Here is an 18,142-nt window from a genome sequence, read left to right as displayed (position 1 = left end):
AGACCGTTGCCTCCTGCGGATTTTGATGTACCACGGGAGCCACACGGCCCGTCCCATAGGCCCCAACGGCCAGGGAAGGGTCCCGCCCAAGGTCGAGACTCAAGAAAAGCATGTTCAAACGCATTCTGATCGCCAATCGCGGCGAAATCGCCTGCCGGGTCATCAAGACCGCTCGCCGCATGGGAATTCAGACGGTCGCGGTCTATTCCGAGGCCGATCGCGATGCCCTTCATGTCGAGATGGCTGACGAGGCCGTGCTGATAGGCCCGCCCGCCGCGGCCGAGAGCTATCTGGTGATCGAGAAGATCGTGGAGGCCTGCCGCAAGACGGGCGCCGAGGCCGTACATCCCGGCTACGGCTTCCTCTCCGAGCGCGAGGCATTTCCGCGGGCGCTGGAAGCGGCCGGCATCGTCTTCATCGGCCCCAACCCGGGCGCGATCGCGGCGATGGGCGACAAGATCGAATCCAAGAAGGCCGCCGCAAAGGCCAAGGTCTCGACCGTGCCCGGCTATCTCGGCGTGATCGAGGACGCCAAACACGCGGTCAAGATCGCTGACGAGATCGGCTATCCCGTGATGATCAAGGCCTCGGCCGGTGGCGGCGGCAAGGGCATGCGCATCGCCCATTCGACCGCCGAGGTCGCCGAGGGCTTCAACCTCGCCAAGGCCGAGGCGAAAGCTTCGTTCGGCGACGACCGCGTCTTCGTCGAGAAGTTCATCGTCGATCCCCGCCACATCGAAATCCAGGTGCTGGGCGACAAGCATGGCAACGTGATCTATCTCGGCGAGCGCGAGTGCTCGATCCAGCGCCGTAACCAGAAGGTCATCGAGGAGGCGCCGTCGCCGCTGCTCGACGAGGCCACCCGCCGCAAGATGGGTGAGCAGGCGGTCGCGCTGGCCAAGGCCGTGAACTACGATTCCGCCGGCACCGTCGAATTCGTCGCGGGGCAGGACAAGAGCTTCTACTTCCTGGAGATGAACACGCGCCTCCAGGTCGAGCATCCCGTCACCGAGCTCGTCACCGGTGTCGACCTCGTCGAGCAGATGCTCCGCGTCGCCGCCGGCGAGAAGCTCGCGATCAGCCAGAAGGACGTCACGCTCACCGGCTGGGCGGTGGAGTCCCGTCTCTACGCCGAAGACCCGTTCCGCAACTTCCTGCCGTCGATCGGACGTCTGGTGAAATACCGCCCGCCGGCTGAAGCGAGCCAGGACGGCATCACGATCCGCAACGACACCGGCGTGCAGGAGGGCGGCGAGATCTCTATCCATTACGATCCGATGATCGCCAAGCTCGTCACCCATGCGCCCTCGCGCGCGGCCGCGATCGAGGCACAGGCCACGGCGCTGGATTCGTTCTATGTCGACGGCATCAGGCACAATATCCCGTTCCTGTCGGCGCTGATGCATCATCCGCGCTGGCGCGAGGGCCGGCTCTCGACCGGCTTCATCGCCGAGGAATTCCCCAAAGGATTTGCGGTCCGCATGCCGGAAGGCGAGGTCGCACGGCGGATCGCCGCGGTCGGCGCCGCCATCGATCACGTGCTGGGTGAGCGCAAGCGGCAGATCTCCGGCCAGATGGGCGGCCGCATCGTGCAGCGCGAGCGGCGCCGCGCGGTCTGGCTCGACCGCCAGGAAATATCGCTCGAGGTCGCGCGCGAGGGCGAGGCGATCGCAATTCGATTCGTCGACGCCGAGGGCAAGACCGGCAATGCGCATCTGTTGCAGTCGCCGTGGAAGCCCGGCGATCCGGTCTGGCAGGGCACCATCGACGGCCACCTCGTCGCGGTGCAGACGCGTCCGATCGCCAACGGCATCCGCCTTGCGCATCAGGGCGTCGAGGTGCCGGTCTATGTCTGGACCGAAGCGGAAGCCGCTTCCGCGCGGCTGATGCCGGTGACGACGGCGTCCGACACCGGCAAGAAGCTGCTCTGCCCGATGCCGGGTCTCGTGGTCTCGATCGCGGTGACCGAAGGGCAGGAGGTCAAGGCCGGCGAGACGCTCGCGGTGGTCGAAGCCATGAAGATGCAGAACGTGCTGCGCGCAGAGCAGGACGGCACTGTCAAGAAGGTCCACGCCAGCGCCGGTGCGACGCTCGCGGTGGACGCGCTGATTTTGGAGTTTGCGTAAGGTGTGAGTGGGGAGGGCGGTCTGTCTCCCCCTGAGCACCGTCATTGCGAGGAGCCTGGCGACGAAGCAATCCAGTCTGTCTCCGCAGAGCATTTCTGGATTGCTTCGCTTCGCTCGCAATGACGGAGTATGCTGCGGCCTCCGTGACCTAACCGAGACAGCACCATGGCCTTTCGTTCCCGCCGCGAAAAACTGCGATCGATCCTGTCGGGCTCGGCCTGTGTTCATCCCGGCTCGGTCTACGACGCCATCTCGATCCGTATCGCCGAGGATCTCGGCTTCCCGCTCGGCATGTTCGGCGGCTCGGTGGCTTCGCTCGCGGTGCTCGGCGACCCCGATGTCACGCTGATCACGCTGACCGAGCTTGCCGAGCAGATGCGACGGATGTCGCGCGCGGCGACGCTTCCCGTGCTGGTCGACGCCGATCACGGCTACGGCAACGCGCTCAACGTGCGCCGCACGGTGCAGGAGCTGGAGACGGCGGGCGCCGCCGGCCTCACCATCGAGGACACGCTGCTGCCGGCCGCCTTTGGCGAAGCAAGGACGCAGCTGATCTCGCTGGAGGAGGGCGTCGGCAAGATGACGGCTGCGCTTGCCGGCCGCAGCGATCCCTCGCTCGTCGTTATGGGCCGTACTGGGGCTGCCTCGATCACCTCGATCGAGGATGCGATCCGCCGCGCCAAAGCCTATGAAGCTGCCGGTGTCGATGCGCTGTTCTTCACCGGCATCAAGTCGCGCACCGAGCTCGAGGCCATCGCATCTGCCACTCGCCTGCCGATCGTGCTTGGCGGCGCGCCGGAGGAACTGAGCGCGCCGGACTATCTCGCCGCCCGGCGCGTGCGCATCGCGCTCCAGGGGCATGCCCCGATCGCAGCCGCGACGCAGGCCGTGTACGATACACTCAAGGCGCTCCGCGAGGGTACCGCGCCGAAAAATCTGAAAGGCCTGGCATCATCGGACCTGACCGCCCGCGTCATGCGCGAGGCCGAGACGAAGGCGCGCATTGCCGATGTCCTGGGGCTGAAGACATGAGCCGGGCGATCCTCCAGGTCGTGATCCGCGGCCGCGTGCACGGCGTCGGCTACCGGGCCTGGCTTGAGTCCCAGGCGGTTGCTTGCGGGCTGGAAGGTTGGGTTCGCAACCGCCGCGACGGCAGCGTGGAAGCGCTGTTCGCGGGTGCGCCGAACCATGTCGCCGACATGGTCGCCCTGTGCCGCCACGGCCCGCCGTCCTCGCGCGTGGACAGCGTCACCAGCGAGACCGCCGGTGCCGATGAACTGAACCTGCGCCGGGCAGGGGAGGCGTTTTCGGTGTTGCCGACGATCTGAGAGCCAAGCCTCTCGGCGCAAGCGGCGCGCGGTGAAGCATCATCGCGGCAGCTTGGCGATCGCCTCGCTCAGTTCGTGGATCTCGTAGGGCTTGCGCAGGATCGGAAAATCACCGCGCACGCCGGCGGCGACGTCGCTGTAGCCGGTGGCGAGCAGGACCGGCAGGCCGGGACGGGTCTGGCGCAGATGATGGGCGAGGCTGAGCCCGTCCATCTTGCCGGGCATGACGATATCGGAGAATACGAAGTCGACGCCATTCTTCTCGATCTCAAGCAGCGCGGCTTCGGCATCGGGGACCCGGCACACCTGGTAACCGAGCTGCTCGAGAAGACCGATGCTGACGAGGGCAACGTCGGGATTGTCCTCGACCAGCAACACGGTGCCGGTGCCGAGGACCGGAGCTGTTTCAGGCGGCTCGCTCAGTATGGTCGCGGTTTCCCGCGGCAGCAAGATGGTGAAGGTGGTGCCCTTGCCGAGCTCGCTTGCGACCTTGATGGTGCCGCCCGCCTGATGTGCAAAGCCGTGAACCTGCGACAGGCCAAGACCGGTGCCTTTGCCGACCGGCTTGGTCGTGAAGAACGGCTCGAAGATCTTGTCGACGACGTCGGAGGGAATGCCAAGCCCGGTATCGGCCACGGTGATGGCGACGAATTCGCCGCTGTGGAGCGGATCGTCAAGGACGACGTTGTGTGCGCCGATCGTCACCGTGCCGCCGTCGGGCATGGCGTCGCGGGCGTTGATGACGAGATTGAGCAACCCCGTCTCGAACTCGGAGACATCGGCCTTGACCGGCCATACGTTGCGCTCGACGTCGAAGGCGAGACGCACGGAGCTGCCGACGCCTGCTTCGAGAACCTCTCGGATTGCCGCGATGCGCGCCGCAAGCTCGATCGCCTGCGGATTGACGCTCTGCCGCCGGGCAAAGGTCAGGAGCTGGCTGGTCAGCGCGGCCCCGCGCTTGGTTGCGGCCTGGATCGCAGAGACCGCGCGCTGAAGCTTGGCGTCGTCGACATCGCCCCTCTTCAGGATGTGAAGGCTGCCGCTGATGATCATCAGGAGGTTGTTGAAGTCGTGCGCGACGCCGCCGGTGAGCTGCCCCAGCGCATCGAATTTCTGCGACTCGGCGAGCTGTGTCTGCATCGCCTCGAGCTTAAGCTGCGCATTGCGCCGCTCGGTGATGTCACGGGTGATCTTGGCAAAGCCGACCAGGGTCGCGTCCTCGTAGATGGGATCGATGATGACGCTCGCCCAGAAGAAGGTGCCGTCCTTGCGGACACGCCAGCCTTCCTCCTCGTAGCGGCCCTGGTCGCGCGCGGTGGCGAGCGCGCGAGCAGGCTTGCCGTTGGCACGGTCGGTCTCGGTGTAGAAGCGGGAGAAATGCTGGCCTAGGATCTCTTGGGGCAGGTAGCCCTTGATGCGCTCGCCGCCGATGTTCCAGCTCGTGATGATCCCGCTGGGATCGAGCATGTAGAGCGCGTAATCCGCAACTCCCTCCACCAACAGCCGGAAACTGCGTTCGCTTTCGAACAAGTCTCTCTGCTGACTGGACTTTTTAGTCATTCCGGACCCCACCTCAACGGGGGCAAACGCTCAAGGGGCGGTTTGGTTCCCCCTCTCTGGGAAGTTTTTAGGCAAATTCGGCGATGGGTATGCAGTCCCGAGGCGATCAGGTGAGCGTTCGCGGCGTCAAGCCGCGGCGCTCTTGAACGTCGCAGCGACCACCCGCAGCGCCGCAAGCTTTGCGGGATCGCTGACCTTCGAATGCAGCATCACCTTCGAGCTGCCGAGTTTTGGCAGCTTGTGTGCCGGCCCGATATCGACGAGCCCGGCCGGCGCGATCCGCCGCGCCAGCGGCGCGATCGCAAGTCCGGCGAGGGCCGCAGCGACCACCGCGGTGACGCCGCCGCCGACAAAGCGTTCGCGCCAGGCGACGCCGGCCTTATCGAGTGCGCGCACGGCAATGGCGCGGACGCCGCACGGCGGGGCGAGCGTGGCGAGCGGCAGCGGCTCACCCTTGGGCAGGGCAAAGCGGCGTGAGGCGAACCAGCTGAATTCGTCCTCGGCCAGTTTTTCGCCGCCGCGGCGGCTGCCTTCCTGCCGGACGATCACCGCGTCCAGCTCGCCCGCGTCATAGGAATCCTGCATCTCGCGGGAGAAGCCGATGGTGACGGCGAGGGTGAGGTTCGAAGACATCGCGTGCAGGCGTTCGAGCAGCGGCACCAGCTCCGGCCCCGCGGCATGGTCGGCGATGCCGAGTGACAGCGACTGTGTGGCCGAGGTCTCGCCCGACAGCGCGCGGTCATGCGCCTGCATAAGCACGCGGGCGCGGTCGAGGAACGCCGCGCCATCGGCGGTGAGCCGGACCGCGCGCGGCGAGCGCTCGACGAGGCGCTTGCCGAGCAGTGTCTCCAGTCGTTGCAGTTTTAAGCTGACCGCCGCCTGCGTGGTGCCAAGCGCTTCGGCGGCACGGGTAAAGCTCTGGAGGTCGGCGACCAGCAGGAAGGCCTGGACGGTGGCGATGTCGAGCGTTGCTATCATTATGAATCGTTATCACTAGTATCAACAGAGATAAGATACCAAAATGATGGACGAGGGTCTAGCTTCTCATCAACGCCGCACAACACCAGCGCGGCAATTTGAGGAGAACGACCATGCCCCTGATCACCGTGTCCTACACCAGCTCCCGCCAGTCGCCGTCGCTGAAGGCCGACATCGCCAGCGCGGTGTCCGAGCTCACCGCAAAAATCCTCCACAAGGATCCCAAGGTCACCGCCATCATCGTGAAGCCCGTGGATGCGAGCGACTGGTTCGCCGGCGGCAAGTCGCTGGCCGAGCAGAAGCTTGCCAGCTACTGGATCGACATCCACGTCAGCGAGGGCACCAACACCAAGGACGAGAAGGCGGCCTACCTTGCCGCGATGTTCAAGCGCATGGCCGAGATTTTGGGACCGTTGCATCCCGAAACCTATCTGCATGTCGACGAGGTCAAGGGCGATGCCTACGGCTTTGGTGGTCTGACCCAGGAGCGCCGCTACATCGCCGGCAAGCTCGAGGTGCCGCTGGCTGCGGCGTGAAGCAAAGCCGCGGGCGAGCCAACTCACCCGCGGCCTGGTCGTCAGCTCGCGGCGCGGAACTGAACTTCGTCCTTGTTCAGGAAGCACGTCTTGTCGAACAGCTTCAGGTCCAGCGGGTTCGGCAGCCTGACATCGCCAAGGTCTGGGCAGGGCTTGATCGCGGGATCATAGGACCGGTCGATCTGCGAGATGAAGACGACGATCAGCCCCTTGTCGCGCGCGAACGATTTCAGCGCGCGCACCTGGACGGTCAGGTCGGGATTTTCCCGCCGCTGGTCGAGCAGTTGCAGATAGTCGATCACCACGACCGTGCCGCGGGGCGCTGTGGCCATCTGCTTGACGACGTAGTCGGCGCTGATCGCGTCGGAGCAATCGACCTCGAACAGTTCTTCGAATTGCGCGGGGTCGGCGCCGATCGCCCTGAAGCGATCGAGCACATTTCTCTCGGTGTATTCGAGCGAGAAGAACGCGGCGCGATGGCCCGACCGCATGGCCTCCATGGCGAGTTCGAGGCTCATCAGCGTCTTGCCCTGGCCGGGGCGTGCCCCGACCAGCACCAAATCGCCGGGCTTGAATTGCGGAAACAGCCTGCTCGCCGGCGTCAGTGCTGCGGCTTTCGCCGCGAGCATGCTCCAGGCGGAAAAGCCTTCCGTCGCGGCGATGCGATCGAGCGCGGCGTGCAGCGGAATGCCTTGCTCGCGCGACAGGCGCTTCGCTTTGCGTTTAAGATGATGGATTGGTGCAGACAACTTCATCGTCAAAACCTCCTATTGCGAGCAGAAGCGCAATCCCTCCTTATGCCTGGCGCTCGAACAGTCGGTCCGATGGTTTAGTCGCCCGACATGAATTCTGCTTTCCCGGCGGAGGGGGGAGGCGTGGGCGGCACCGGACCCAAGCGTAACCGATTCCGCGATGGGCGGAAAACAGGCGCGGTCGGCTCAAACAGAAAAATGTTAGACGGCCGCCTCTGGCAGCAGCGCCCGCGTCGGCCCGAACAGCTCCTCAAACGCCTGCCGAAGTGCGACGTCGACATCGGCCATGGTCACGAGCTGGCCGAGGTCGATGAGCGAGGTGACGCCGTAGCGGGGATCGGCGACGCCGCAGGGCACGATGCCGGCGAAATGAGACAGCTCCGGCTCGACATTGATTGCGATGCCGTGGAACGAGACCCAACGCTTCAGCCGGACGCCGATCGCCGCGATCTTGTCCTCGTGCTCGGGTCCCTTGTCGGGCCGCTTCACCCAGACGCCGACCCGGTCCTCGCGCCGCTCGCCGCGGACGTTGAAGGCGGCGAGGGTGCGCAGAATCAGCTCCTCCAGGCTCGCGACATAGGCCCGGACGTCCGGCCGGCGTCGCTTGAGGTCGAGCATGATATAGGCCACGCGCTGGCCGGGCCCGTGATAGGTGAGCTGGCCGCCGCGCCCGGTGGCAAAGGTCGGGAATCGGGCATCTAGCAGGTCGGATTCCTTGCCCGAGGTGCCGGACGTGTAGAGCGGGGGGTGTTCGAGCAGCCAGACCAGCTCCGGCGCCTCGCCCGCCGCGATCGCCGCAACACGCGCCTCCATGGCGGCAACCGCGTCCGGATAGGGCACCGGCACGTCGGAGATTTGCCATTCCACGGGCGTGCCGCGGGAGGCGGAAAACGACGTCAAATCGAGGTCTTGGCGAGGGTTTTGAGGCGAATTAACCATTGGCTAACCATAACCGGGTGATGATCGCAGGGGCAAATGCCAAGTCCTTAGTCCCAAGTTGCGGTGGTGCTGACGTGCCTACACTCGACAAAGTCACCGTGGATCTCATGGTCGTCCTCGGGACGACCACCATGCCGATTCATCAAGTATTACGTCTTTCCCGCGGCGCCATCATCGAGCTGGACGCAACCGAGGCCGACGAGGTCAAGGTTTTGGCCAATAATTTGCCGGTGGCCTCCGGCGTGGTGCTGGTCGACCGCAACCGGATCGCGGTCGAGGTCAAGCAGATGCTGCCGCGCACCCCCGGCACGCGGTAGCGGCCCGGGCACGCGGTAGCAGCCGGGGATAGGCCGATCCCGGCGCAACGAGCCGGAACTTTCCTGACAAGCTTGTGGAATTCAGGGCCTTTGGAGGCTTGTACCCCTCTGACGGATTTGTTAGATCGGCGCCGTTGATCCGGCTGGCCTTCAGGCCTCAAGCCGGCATCCCCAAAGCGCTCGTGGCGGAATTGGTAGACGCGCTGCCTTGAGGTGGCAGTGAGTAAAATCGTGGGGGTTCGAGTCCCTCCGAGCGCACCATCTAGCCACGTTGGCATTGAAATCCTTCAGTTTTTTGATGCGAGATCGCGTGCTGCCCGCTGGTCTCGCGCCATGTCGGCGGCGCGCTGATTCCTTCCCCTGACGCTGGGTGGACCTCGATTCGCCTCGGCTTGGGAAACTCGGAAGCTCGATCTGAATTGCTTCCGGCATGGACACCTGCGCCGGATGGCTGAAGATCTCGAATGCGCTGCCGCGCGCGATGCCGACAAGCGTGATCCCGCTGGCTTCGGCCGTTCGGCGCGGTCGGTGCTGACATGGCAACGGCGACACTGGCGCCGATGGCGGCGGTCTTTTGCACCATCTCCACCGATCGACGGCCGGCTCAATGCCTTCGCGCGGACCCGGGCCCTGGTCGCGCGCGATCCGGATGGCAGCCTCGATCTGGAATTTCCTGGCGCATCGACGAAGCCGAGCAGCCTTCGCAACTCCTGTTCGAATGGTCCTTCAACCCGGCCGGGCTGACCTGCGTCCTCGCCATTCCTCTGAGCAAGCGCGCGTTTCACACGCCTTCGATGGAGGGCTGATGCGCTCGCTGGGCATCTATGGAGATCATGCGCAAACGGTCGTTCGGCGCCTCAGCGCCTTGCGGCAATTGTCCGTGGAAGCCGTCGCCGCGCTCGAACAGGCCGTACTGGAAGGCTTGTTGCGAGCGGGGCCGGGCGAGGACCTGATCGCCGAGGGCGAACCTCTCGACAGCGTCCGGATTGTGCTGTCGGGCTGGGCGTTCCGCCACAAGACGCTCGAGGACGGAAGGCGGCAGATCGTCAATTTCATTTTCCCCGGCGAGACCTGCGACGCGCATGTCTATCTGCTGTCCGCCCTGGATCATACGATCTCGACCGTGACGTCGGTCGTCTACGCCGAGATCAGGCGGGCGCCCTTCGAAAAACTGCTCGCGAGCGACCGGACGCTGGCGGAAGCTTTCATGTGCGAGACCCTGCTGAACAACGCGATCCAGCGCGAATGGGTGATCAATCTTGGACGCCGCGTCGCGCTGGAGCGCGTGGCTCATCTGTTCTGCGAGATCCACGAGCGGCTTCGCCCCGTTGGCCTGGTCGACGGAAATTCCTGCGCGCTGCCGGTCACCCAGATGGACCTCGCGGACGCGACCGGCCTCTCGGTGGTCCATCTCAATCGCACCATCCAGGAATTGCGGGCATCCGGGCTGATCGTGCTCCGCGAGCGAACCCTGACGATCCCGGACCTCGACGCGCTCAAGAGCGCCGCGCTGTATTCGCCGAGCTATCTGGAGATCTATCGGCGCGGCTGACGAGCGAACTGAAGATCAACCCGATTCACGTGAGCCGCCGTTCGAACAGCGCGAAGCGCCTCGCTCGTGCTGGTCCACGACAGGCCGCCGACCGGCCGCAATCGCTCAAGGTCCAGGGCGCGAAGGATGCGAAAGGCTCGGAAGAGCTGACCGTCATCGGCAAGATCGACCTTGCCGCGCTGGTCATGATGATCGCTGGATCGGTCACCGGCGGACCTAACGTCGCCCGGTCACGGCGTCCTCAGCCATATTCCTCGCCGATGCCGTATTCCCGGTAGATCTCCAGCGGGTCGAGGTCGGGAAACAGGCGGCATTTGGCCTGGGCGAGGTGCAGGCTCACCGCCGCCGGCTCCTTGCCGCTCGACAGCATCTTGCGGATGTCGTCCATATGCGCGTTGGGCTGGTGCTTCGGCTCGAGCTGCTCCAGGGCGACCAGCGCAGTCGCCAGCGCCTCGGTCAGAACCCAGTCGTCGTGGCCCGTGATTCCCTTCTTCGGCATCGGCAGACCCCACCAGTGGCGGCCAGCAGTCTACCGTAGCTTCCGCGGAATCGCCATCGCGCCGCGGCGACTGGGTACGGAACAAGCTGCTAGCGTATGCGCGCTTGCATTGTGGCTTCGCGTGGCTAAAAGGCGGCAATTGCGTGGGGATCGTATCTTTCCTGAAACGAAGTTGGCGTAGACGGGCCTGCGCCGCGTCCCGGCCGGCTGTTCCGGTCTGGGTTTCCTGATCCCGAATTCGCAACACGCGTCCGGTTGCTCTCCCGCAAGGCTCAAGCCCGCATGGTCTTTCTAAGCTTCGTCTATCGCTTCGTGACCAACTTCGCCTTCATGGCGATGGTCTATTTCAGCCTGAACTTCATGGAGAAATACCAGAACCGGGCGATCATCGCGATTCTGGTGCTGGTCTATGCCGGCATGCGCGCGGCCTCGACGCTGCGCGCGTTCTACTTCTTCCAGAAGATCGAGAAGCTGGAAGCCGAGACCAAGCGGCTGCAGGGCCCGATCAATGACGGTTCGGGCGGAACGAACGCGCGCAAGCAGGTCGTGGCCGACGTCGCGCGGCTGCGGCGCGACGGCGAGCTCAAGTCCTATATGGACCTGTTCTTCCTGGCGCTGATCGTGCTGCTCTGCGTCGCCAACATCATGCGGCAATAGGGCTCTACTACGCGCGCTTCTTCAGGCTGGCGACGCGGGTCGGGCGCGGCGCAGAGCTCCTGGATGCAGTGCTCCTGGCTGCAGTGCTCTTGGATGCTGCGCTCTTGGGCGCAGTGCCATCGGTCTGCGAGGCATGCTTCGGTGCGGATGGCGTGGCGGAGTGTGCGGTCCGATGTCCGCGCGCCTTGCCGGCCTTGGCTTTGGCCGCATGAGGCGTCTCGGCCGCCATGGCGAGCCGGGTCGCGGCGCGCCGCGACAAGGTCGTCGACAGCAGCACCTCGACCGAGCCCTCGGGGATCGCAAACAGGCCGCGGCCGGGTACGGGCAGGGTGGATGCGACATCCACCTGCGCCTTGGTCGGGCGCGGCAGCAGCGACGGATGTCCGGTCTGGGCATTGAGATCGGCGAGCGCGGGCGCAGGAAGGGTCCTGGTCTGCGCGAAAACGAAATTCGGCACCGGCGGCCAATGCGCGATCGGCGTCGTCTCGGTCGGCGGATGCAGCAGCCACTCCACCGGCGTGGTCGGTGTCGCCGGCTGATCGGCGGGTGCGGGCACCACGTGCACGATGCGATAGCCGCGCGCCTTCAGATCGCGGATGATCTTCGGCAGCGCCGCCACCGTGCGGGCCTGGATGTCGTGCAGCAGAAGGATGCCCTTGCCCTTGGCCTCCAGCCGCTGGATCGCGAGCTGATAGACGCGGTCTGACGAGACATGCCGCCAGTCGTCGGCGGGAAAGTCGGCGCTCCAGACCTGGATGCCGCGCGAGATCAGGTAATTCTCGACGCCTTCGGCGCGCATCAGGCCGGGAATGCGGAAAAACGGCGCCAGCTTGGACGGGTCGGTCATCGCGGCCGAGGTCCACTCGATGCCGCCGTTGATCTCGGGCGCGAATTTTTCGATCGGCATCCGGTTGAACGTCAGCGGATGGCTCATGCTGTGCGTGCCGACGGTGTGGCCCGCTGCGACCAGCTTGCGCACGCCTTCGGGGTTCGCCTTGGCCTGCTGACCGATGATGAAGAAGGTCGCCTTGATGCACTCGTCGGCGAGGATCTGGAGCACCTGGTTGGAATATTTCGGCAGCGGACCGTCGTCGAAGGTCAGGACGACTTCATGGTCCTTCAGCGGCAGCGTCTCGCGGTACTGCATGGTGCCGATGCGCGGATGCTCGCGCGGATCGACCACGAGGGTGCGGGATGTCCCCAGCGCATCCGGATGGCCGGGGCAGTCCGCCGCAAGCGCCGCCGGTGATCCGACGGATAGAAATCCGAGGAATCCGCCAAGGCAGAGGACGATCCACGATCGCGTCCGGACAACAACGCTACTTCCGATCATGAACCCCGTCTGCCCTCATATGCGGTTGCCGCCATAGTAGGTCGGAGACATCGGGAAACGGTTCCGGCGCAAGAAACCCTTCCCGCTGCAAATCCCCTTGGCAAATCTCCTCAATACTTGCATGGCCTAGCATGAACAGACTGTTAATAGGGCGGAGATCACCCCATTTTGCGCCGGCGTGACATTCCGGCATCAACGCGCGTCGGCGTTCTTCTGTGATGCGCCCGCCGGCACGACGTGAACCACCCGATAGCCGTTCTCCCTCAGATACCGCAGGAAAGCCGGCATGATCGCGGCGGTGCGCGCCTTGGGATCGTGGAAGAGGACGATGCCCTTGCCGGCGGCGGCCAGGCGCTCGGTGACGAGCTTCAATTCCTGCTCCGGCGTCATTTCGTTCCAGTCGCTGGCCCACAGGTCCGCCCCGAACACGACGATGCCGCGGGACTGGAGCAGGTCGAGCTCGGCTTGCGTGGCCTCGAAATAGGGGAAGCGGAAGAACGGCGTCGAAGGCGTCGTGGTCGACGCGCCGTGCAGCGCCATCTCGTCGGCGGTGATGCCGCGGTCGATCTCGCCCTTTGCCTTGTCGAGCGGGATCCGCGCCATGAACGGATGCGAGAAGGTGTGGTGGCCGATGGTGTGGCCCTCGCGGGCAATGCGCTTGACCATGTCGGGATATTGGGAGGCGTGCAGGCCGATCAGGAAGAAGGTCGCGCGCACGCATTCCTGCGCCAGCGCCGCCAGAACTTTCGAAGTCGTCGGCGGGTTCGGGCCGTCGTCGAAGGTCAGCACGACCTCGTGATCGGCGAGGGGGAGCGTCTGCGGAAAGCTCTTCAAGCCGACGCGCGGCGTGGTCCTGGCATCGACGCTCAGAAGGCGCGAGGTGCCGAGCGCGTCCTTGCGCGGGCATTCGGCGGCTTCGGTCGAGGCGATGCCGGTGAGAGCGGCCAGCGCCGCGCCTGCCGACATCGAGGTCCACCTCAGTCGAAGCATCTTTGTCATTGCGCTCGCGATTGCCTTGTGGGTATTGCCTGAGCCGTCAGCTCAGACCACCCGATCCAACCTGTCAAACGGCGAGGCGCCCATGGATGAACATATGGACGTTGCCCGATCCGCCGCGGATTCGGTACTCGACCACGTGCCGATGCGCAATGAAGACGGCGAAATTCGTCACGAATTCGTCGCGGAAATTGCCCATGCGATCGAGGCCGGCGACAGCGCCGCGCTGCGGGCCTGCGTCGCCGAGCTCCACGAGGCCGATCTCGGCGATCTGATCGGAGCTCTCGAGCCCGACGACCGCGTCCGCCTGGTCGAGTTGACCGGGCGCGACTTCGACTTCTCGGCACTCAACGAACTCGACGAGGGCGTGCGCGAGGAGATCCTCGAGGAGCTGCCGCCGGAGACGGTCGCGGAGGGCGTCCGCGAGCTCGAATCCGACGACGCGGTCGAGCTGCTGGAAACCCTCGACCAGGAAGAGCAGGAGGAGATCCTCGAGAAGCTGCCTTTGCAGGAGCGCGTCGCGCTCGAGCGCAGCCTGCTGTATCCGGAAAATTCCGCCGGCCGGCGGATGCAGACCGAGTTCATCGCGGTGCCCCAGGATTTCACCGTGGGCCAGGCGATCGACTACATGCGCGAGACGCCGGACCTGCCCGACCGCTTCTACGAGATCTACGTCGTCGACAAGGATCAGCACTGGCAGGGCGCGGTCTCGCTCGACGTGCTGCTGCGCGCGCGCCGCCCGGTGGCGCTTGCCGAGCTGACCGACGAGGATCGCCGCCGCGTTTCCGTCCTGGAGGACCAGGAGGCGGTGGCGCGCATGTTCGGCAAGTACAATCTCGTCGCGGCCCCGGTGCTCGACACCCAGGATCGCCTCGTCGGCGTCATCACGGTCGACGACGTCGTCGACGTGATCGAGGAGGAGGCGGACGAGGACCTCAAGGCGCTCGGCGGCGTCAACAGCGACGAAGAGCTGTCCGACACCGTGTTCACCATTGCACGGGCGCGGTTCAACTGGCTGCTGGTCAATCTCGCCACCGCCTTTCTCGCATCGTCCGTGCTCGGCCTGTTCGAGGGCCAGCTCGAGAAGATGGTAGCGCTCGCCGTGCTGGCGCCGATCGTGGCGAGCCAGGGCGGCAATGCAGCGACCCAGACCATGACGGTCGCGGTGCGGGCGCTGGCGACGCGCGAGCTCGGCTCCTCCAACGCCTGGCGCGTGGTGATGCGCGAAGGCCTGGTCGGTCTCGTCAACGGCCTCGCCTTCGCCGTGATCACGGGCATTGCCGCCGTGGCCTGGTTCAGGATCCCAGGCCTCGGCATCGTCATCGGGCTTGCGATCATCTGCAACCTGGTCGCCGGGGCGCTCGGCGGCATCCTGATCCCGATGGCGCTCGAACGGGTCAGGGCCGATCCTGCCGTTGCCTCCGGCACGTTCGTGACAACGGTCACCGACGTCGTCGGCTTCTTCTCCTTCCTCGGCATCGCGACCTTGTGGTTCGGGTTGAGGTAGGGCTGCGCACTCTAGTGCCCCGGGCGCGCTGCAACGCCGTTAGCGTTGCTGCGCAGAACCGGGACCCCGGCTCTGCAGCGCATCGCTGAAGAAGCGCAGCGCCGTGTCCGGGGCACGAGACCCTACACGCACCATCACTTTAATCCGAACTTAAGCGACCTGCCGCATCATTGCTCCGCTTGGGGGAATGGACATGCGGTTGCGGCTGAAGGCGGACGGGCGAGTCGTTGAGTTGCGGGACGGGCAAGAGTTTCCTGTCCAGCCGTTCCCTGTCCAGCCGTTTCCGGTCCAGCCCGCGGCCAATGCCGCGCAGGCCGACGCCAGCTCGCTCGCCGTGCGTGATTTGCGCCGCCGCGCCTGCCTGACCCAGATGGAGTTCGCCGCAAAACTCGGCGTTCCCGTCGAGACCATCCGCAACTGGGAGCAGGGCAAGCGCGCCCCCCGGGGACCCGCCCGCGCACTGCTCGCCGTGATCGCGCATGCGCCGGACACGGTGTTCCAGGCGCTCGCCAAAGCCTGACCTCAAGGCCCCGCGCGAACCTCCCGTTAGCATTGCGCTGAATATCCGGCCCGGCTGCCGGCGGCTTCCGTTGGCACGATGACCAGCGAGGTCCATACTGCCGTCAGGGGCTGCCGCACAGAGAGGATTCCTCATGCTGTTCGTCGAGGCCAGTGGCGCAAGGATACCGGCGATCGGGCTCGGGACCTGGGAGCTGAGCGGGCGGCTCGCTGCGCGCGTGGTCGAGCAGGCGCTGCGGCTCGGCTATCGCCACATCGATACCGCGCAGGTCTACGACAATGAGCGCGAGGTCGGCGAAGGCATGCGGGCCTCCGGCGTGCGCCGCGACGACATCTTTCTCACGACAAAGGTCTGGACCAACCATTTCGCGCCCCACGATCTCGAACGCTCGGTCAAGGAGAGCCTGGCGCGGATGCGGCTCCCGTCCGTCGATCTCCTGCTCCTGCACTGGCCCAATTCGCATGTGCCGCTGGAGGAGACGTTGGGGGCGCTGTCGCATGCCAAGCGCATGGGCCTGACCCGCCACATCGGCGTTTCCAATTTCACGGTGGCGCTGATCGAGCAGGCGGTGGCGTTGTCGAGCGAGCCGCTCGTCTGCAACCAGGTCGAATACCACCCTTATCTGGACCAGGCGAAGGTGAGGGCGGCCTGCGACCAGCATGGCCTTGCACTCGTCGCCTACAGCCCGATCGCCAAGGGACGTATCAAGACCGACCAGACGCTTGCGGAGATAGGGCGCGCCCATCGCAAGACGCCTGCGCAGGTCTGCCTGCGCTGGCTGGTGCAGCAGAATGTCGCTGCGATCCCGCGCACCTCGCGCGTCGAACGTCTGTCGGAGAACATCGAGATCTTCGATTTCGAGCTTTCGGACGACGAGATGGCGGCAATCGCCGCGCTGGCCAATCCCAGGGGCCGCCTGACCGATTTCGGCTTCGCGCCAAAATGGGATTGAGGGGCCGTTCGGGTATGCTACGACCTGCGTGGCAACCCAAGATCGGTCGATGGAACAGCGGAAGATTATACGGACGGACATTGCAGCGTCGGCGGTCGCGCATCTGACGCTGGTGGCGCTGATCATCGTGATCAGCGAGGTCCATCCGTTTCACGCGGCCGCGCCCGAGACCGTCACGGTCGACATCGTCACGCCGGAGCAGGTGAAGCAGGAAGAGGCCAAAGCCGAGGAGAAGGCCAGGGAGGAAGCGAAGGAGAAGCCGCCGGAGCCGCTGCCCGACCTGAAGCTGCCGAAGCTGGATTTCACCGACAAGGACAAGGCGGCGGAAGCGCCGAAGCCCGAGGGGAAGCAGCAGGGCGCTGCACCGTCCTCGAAGCAGCAGGCATCGCCGGAACCACCGCAGCAGAAACAGCCGCAGCCACAGCCTTCGCAGACGCCGCAGCAGCGCGAGGCAAACGCGCAGACGCAACCTCAACAACCGCAGCCTCAACAGACACAGCCACAGCCACAGCCGCAGCCACAGGCCGCGCCGTCGCCGGCCTATCGGGCTCCGGAGCCTGACGTCACCATCAAATACGGGGTCGTGCTGGGCCTGCCGCCGGGGTTGCCGACGGAGCTGCCGAAAGACGCTCCCAAGGACGATGGCGGCGACGCTAAGGATTCGGTTGCATCCAAACTGCCGACCGAGGTCATCGCCGAGTTGCGCCGGCACTTGAGGAGTTGCGCAAAACTTCCGGCCGGGGTGTCGTCGACCGACAGCGTGCGCATCAAGCTGCGCGCGGTGCTCGCCACCGACGGCACGCTGACGCGCCCCCCGATCCTGATCGAAGCCCCGCCGTCCGCAAAGGGCGTGGCCCTGGTGAAGTCCGCAACGAGCGCGCTCGAGTCTTGCCAGCCTTACAAGATGCTGCCGGCCGACATGTACGAGGAATGGAAGGTGATAGACCTGCCGTTCAGCCCGCGGGATTTCGGCGGCTAACTCTCGCGTCGGCTAGGGGACCCTTGCTGTGTCGCACGTCTGTCAATCCGCTCGCACCAAAATATTCCGCTTTGCCGAAATTCGGTTTTGGCGTATGTGTTGCCCATCCCGGCTCATCCTTGAGGGGCGATCTTGTGGTCGTCATTTTCGCGAGCCGGGCTTGCGGTGGACGCGGCAGCGTCGTGCGCGAGGTCAAGGGCAGGGCGGATTGCTCTCCGTGAGCCCAAAACTTCGTGCGGACGAGCGGCGCTGTCAGGTTCGTCTCGCCTGTAAGTTTCCGGCTCCGTCGACAGGGCTGGCAAAACTGCGGCGAAATGGCGAGCCGTGCGTACGGCAAAACCGTGTGGTCCTGGCCGTCGTTGCTACGGTCAAGCTCTTGCGGATGCGGCATTGGCGTCAACCGGCGCGGTGTCGGCGAATTTCGCTGGAGTGAGGGAGGCCAGAACGAACTCGGCTCCCGGGAGAGCACGGCATAAGCCGTCCAACCACTGCGCAGGGAAGGCCGAGTGATTGGCTACACCTGCATGCTGCTGTGCGGTTTTCTCTGCGTGTGCTTTTCGCGCAGCGGACCGCGGGTGCCAGCCGGCACCCGGCCTTCCCTGCGCCCTCTT

At 65.4% G+C, this 18,142-nt stretch carries 18 protein-coding genes, 1 tRNA gene and 1 pseudogene; 12 read left to right on the top strand and 8 right to left on the bottom strand.

The features are described from left to right. Nucleotides 1-110: 110 nt before the first annotated feature. The 3 genes from OC450_RS26000 to OC450_RS25990 all read left to right on the top strand — a co-directional run bounded on the left by OC450_RS26000 (nucleotide 111) and on the right by OC450_RS25990 (nucleotide 3,454). On the top strand, nucleotides 111-2,126 hold the full coding sequence (locus tag OC450_RS26000; RefSeq protein WP_211386526.1) for an acetyl/propionyl/methylcrotonyl-CoA carboxylase subunit alpha: 2,016 nt from the start codon (nucleotides 111-113) through the stop codon (nucleotides 2,124-2,126). 165 nt (nucleotides 2,127-2,291) lie between these two features. Then, nucleotides 2,292-3,158: an oxaloacetate decarboxylase gene (locus OC450_RS25995; protein WP_262048916.1), complete on the top strand. Its 867-nt coding sequence runs from the start codon at nucleotides 2,292-2,294 to the stop codon at nucleotides 3,156-3,158. Beyond that, entirely contained in the window at nucleotides 3,155-3,454 is a 300-nt protein-coding gene (locus OC450_RS25990) for an acylphosphatase (protein WP_262048915.1), read from the top strand. Before OC450_RS25995 ends, OC450_RS25990 begins: the two co-directional genes overlap by 4 nt. Nucleotides 3,455-3,493: 39 nt before the next feature. Here OC450_RS25990 and OC450_RS25985 read toward each other — a convergent pair whose 3' ends face one another. Together OC450_RS25985 and OC450_RS25980 are read right to left on the bottom strand one after the other, a co-directional pair. Next, the gene (locus OC450_RS25985) at nucleotides 3,494-5,014 is read right to left on the bottom strand and encodes a PAS domain-containing sensor histidine kinase (protein WP_262048914.1); all 1,521 of its coding nucleotides are present in this window, start codon (nucleotides 5,012-5,014) and stop codon (nucleotides 3,494-3,496) included. 126 nt (nucleotides 5,015-5,140) lie between these two features. Continuing rightward, nucleotides 5,141-5,992 (bottom strand): LysR family transcriptional regulator, encoded by an 852-nt coding sequence (locus tag OC450_RS25980; RefSeq protein ID WP_262048913.1) that lies wholly within the window; start codon nucleotides 5,990-5,992, stop codon nucleotides 5,141-5,143. 113 nt (nucleotides 5,993-6,105) lie between these two features. On the opposite strand from OC450_RS25980, the gene OC450_RS25975 reads away from it, so the two are divergent. Continuing rightward, entirely contained in the window at nucleotides 6,106-6,528 is a 423-nt protein-coding gene (locus tag OC450_RS25975) for a tautomerase family protein (protein WP_211386521.1), read from the top strand. A 41-nt stretch (nucleotides 6,529-6,569) separates the two neighbouring features. Here the strand turns inward: OC450_RS25975 and OC450_RS25970 are convergent, their stop codons facing one another. Then, nucleotides 6,570-7,283, bottom strand: coding sequence for a DNA helicase (locus tag OC450_RS25970; RefSeq protein WP_262048912.1), 714 nt, complete (start codon nucleotides 7,281-7,283; stop codon nucleotides 6,570-6,572). Nucleotides 7,284-7,481: 198 nt separating this feature from the next. After that, nucleotides 7,482-8,219, bottom strand: coding sequence for a lipoyl(octanoyl) transferase LipB (gene lipB, locus OC450_RS25965; RefSeq protein WP_211386519.1), 738 nt, complete (start codon nucleotides 8,217-8,219; stop codon nucleotides 7,482-7,484). 74 nt (nucleotides 8,220-8,293) lie between these two features. Between lipB and OC450_RS25960 the strand changes: the two genes are divergently transcribed. Together OC450_RS25960 and OC450_RS25955 are read left to right on the top strand one after the other, a co-directional pair. After that, nucleotides 8,294-8,536 (top strand): FliM/FliN family flagellar motor switch protein, encoded by a 243-nt coding sequence (locus tag OC450_RS25960; protein ID WP_011088012.1) that lies wholly within the window; start codon nucleotides 8,294-8,296, stop codon nucleotides 8,534-8,536. Between the two features lie 176 nt (nucleotides 8,537-8,712). Next, nucleotides 8,713-8,797 (top strand) — tRNA-Leu (locus OC450_RS25955). Between the two features lie 159 nt (nucleotides 8,798-8,956). Here the strand turns inward: OC450_RS25955 and OC450_RS25950 are convergent. After that, nucleotides 8,957-9,134: pseudogene (locus OC450_RS25950) on the bottom strand (formate dehydrogenase accessory sulfurtransferase FdhD); the annotation flags it as partial. Between the two features lie 207 nt (nucleotides 9,135-9,341). Between OC450_RS25950 and OC450_RS25945 the strand changes: the two are divergent. Next, nucleotides 9,342-10,088 carry a Crp/Fnr family transcriptional regulator gene (locus tag OC450_RS25945; RefSeq protein WP_262048911.1) on the top strand — a complete coding sequence of 249 codons (747 nt, stop codon included), beginning with the start codon at nucleotides 9,342-9,344 and terminating at the stop codon, nucleotides 10,086-10,088. A 241-nt stretch (nucleotides 10,089-10,329) separates the two neighbouring features. On the opposite strand, the gene OC450_RS25940 is transcribed toward OC450_RS25945, so the two are convergent. Further along, entirely contained in the window at nucleotides 10,330-10,587 is a 258-nt protein-coding gene (locus OC450_RS25940; protein WP_211386516.1) for a hypothetical protein, read from the bottom strand. Nucleotides 10,588-10,869: 282 nt separating this feature from the next. Between OC450_RS25940 and OC450_RS25935 the strand changes: the two genes are divergently transcribed. Then, nucleotides 10,870-11,244: a hypothetical protein gene (locus tag OC450_RS25935; protein ID WP_151649753.1), complete on the top strand. Its 375-nt coding sequence runs from the start codon at nucleotides 10,870-10,872 to the stop codon at nucleotides 11,242-11,244. Nucleotides 11,245-11,251: 7 nt separating this feature from the next. On the opposite strand, the gene OC450_RS25930 is transcribed toward OC450_RS25935, so the two are convergent. Next, the gene (locus OC450_RS25930; protein WP_262048910.1) at nucleotides 11,252-12,577 is read right to left on the bottom strand and encodes a polysaccharide deacetylase family protein; all 1,326 of its coding nucleotides are present in this window, start codon (nucleotides 12,575-12,577) and stop codon (nucleotides 11,252-11,254) included. Between the two features lie 192 nt (nucleotides 12,578-12,769). Beyond that, nucleotides 12,770-13,576, bottom strand: coding sequence for a polysaccharide deacetylase family protein (locus tag OC450_RS25925; RefSeq protein ID WP_410050524.1), 807 nt, complete (start codon nucleotides 13,574-13,576; stop codon nucleotides 12,770-12,772). An 82-nt stretch (nucleotides 13,577-13,658) separates the two neighbouring features. Between OC450_RS25925 and mgtE the strand changes: the two genes are divergently transcribed. From mgtE to OC450_RS25905, 4 genes are all read left to right on the top strand, one after another. Further along, entirely contained in the window at nucleotides 13,659-15,080 is a 1,422-nt protein-coding gene (mgtE, locus tag OC450_RS25920) for a magnesium transporter (RefSeq protein WP_211386514.1), read from the top strand. Nucleotides 15,081-15,267: 187 nt separating this feature from the next. Then, a complete protein-coding gene (locus OC450_RS25915; protein WP_211386513.1) occupies nucleotides 15,268-15,600 on the top strand; it encodes a helix-turn-helix domain-containing protein in 333 nt (110 codons plus the stop codon). Between the two features lie 133 nt (nucleotides 15,601-15,733). Next, on the top strand, nucleotides 15,734-16,552 hold the full coding sequence (locus OC450_RS25910) for an aldo/keto reductase (protein WP_211386512.1): 819 nt from the start codon (nucleotides 15,734-15,736) through the stop codon (nucleotides 16,550-16,552). 49 nt (nucleotides 16,553-16,601) lie between these two features. Next, entirely contained in the window at nucleotides 16,602-17,531 is a 930-nt protein-coding gene (locus OC450_RS25905; protein ID WP_262048909.1) for a hypothetical protein, read from the top strand. The last annotated feature ends 611 nt before the right edge of the window (nucleotides 17,532-18,142 follow it).

The sequence above is a fragment of the Bradyrhizobium sp. Bra78 genome (genome assembly GCF_024519855.1).
GTDB classification, from domain to species: Bacteria; Pseudomonadota; Alphaproteobacteria; order Rhizobiales; family Xanthobacteraceae; genus Bradyrhizobium; species Bradyrhizobium japonicum_G.
Note: the sequence above shows the minus strand (reverse complement) of the source record. Positions and strands in the feature narration are given on the sequence as shown.

Bases quoted from the DNA above. Each gene is read 5' to 3' on its own strand.
- OC450_RS25915 (WP_211386513.1), top strand. From the start codon at position 15,268: ATGGACATGCGGTTGCGGCTGAAGGCGGACGGGCGAGTCGTTGAGTTG.
- mgtE (WP_211386514.1), top strand. From the start codon at position 13,659: ATGGATGAACATATGGACGTTGCCCGATCCGCCGCGGATTCGGTACTC.
- OC450_RS25945 (WP_262048911.1), top strand. From the start codon at position 9,342: ATGCGCTCGCTGGGCATCTATGGAGATCATGCGCAAACGGTCGTTCGG.
- OC450_RS25935 (WP_151649753.1), top strand. From the start codon at position 10,870: ATGGTCTTTCTAAGCTTCGTCTATCGCTTCGTGACCAACTTCGCCTTC.
- OC450_RS25940 (WP_211386516.1), bottom strand. From the start codon at position 10,587: ATGCCGAAGAAGGGAATCACGGGCCACGACGACTGGGTTCTGACCGAG.
- OC450_RS25975 (WP_211386521.1), top strand. From the start codon at position 6,106: ATGCCCCTGATCACCGTGTCCTACACCAGCTCCCGCCAGTCGCCGTCG.
- OC450_RS25910 (WP_211386512.1), top strand. From the start codon at position 15,734: ATGCTGTTCGTCGAGGCCAGTGGCGCAAGGATACCGGCGATCGGGCTC.
- OC450_RS25905 (WP_262048909.1), top strand. From the start codon at position 16,602: ATGGAACAGCGGAAGATTATACGGACGGACATTGCAGCGTCGGCGGTC.
- lipB (WP_211386519.1), bottom strand. From the start codon at position 8,219: ATGGTTAATTCGCCTCAAAACCCTCGCCAAGACCTCGATTTGACGTCG.
- OC450_RS25930 (WP_262048910.1), bottom strand. From the start codon at position 12,577: ATGATCGGAAGTAGCGTTGTTGTCCGGACGCGATCGTGGATCGTCCTC.
- OC450_RS25970 (WP_262048912.1), bottom strand. From the start codon at position 7,283: ATGAAGTTGTCTGCACCAATCCATCATCTTAAACGCAAAGCGAAGCGC.
- OC450_RS25980 (WP_262048913.1), bottom strand. From the start codon at position 5,992: ATGATAGCAACGCTCGACATCGCCACCGTCCAGGCCTTCCTGCTGGTC.
- OC450_RS25985 (WP_262048914.1), bottom strand. From the start codon at position 5,014: ATGACTAAAAAGTCCAGTCAGCAGAGAGACTTGTTCGAAAGCGAACGC.
- OC450_RS26000 (WP_211386526.1), top strand. From the start codon at position 111: ATGTTCAAACGCATTCTGATCGCCAATCGCGGCGAAATCGCCTGCCGG.
- OC450_RS25925 (WP_410050524.1), bottom strand. From the start codon at position 13,576: ATGACAAAGATGCTTCGACTGAGGTGGACCTCGATGTCGGCAGGCGCG.
- OC450_RS25990 (WP_262048915.1), top strand. From the start codon at position 3,155: ATGAGCCGGGCGATCCTCCAGGTCGTGATCCGCGGCCGCGTGCACGGC.
- OC450_RS25995 (WP_262048916.1), top strand. From the start codon at position 2,292: ATGGCCTTTCGTTCCCGCCGCGAAAAACTGCGATCGATCCTGTCGGGC.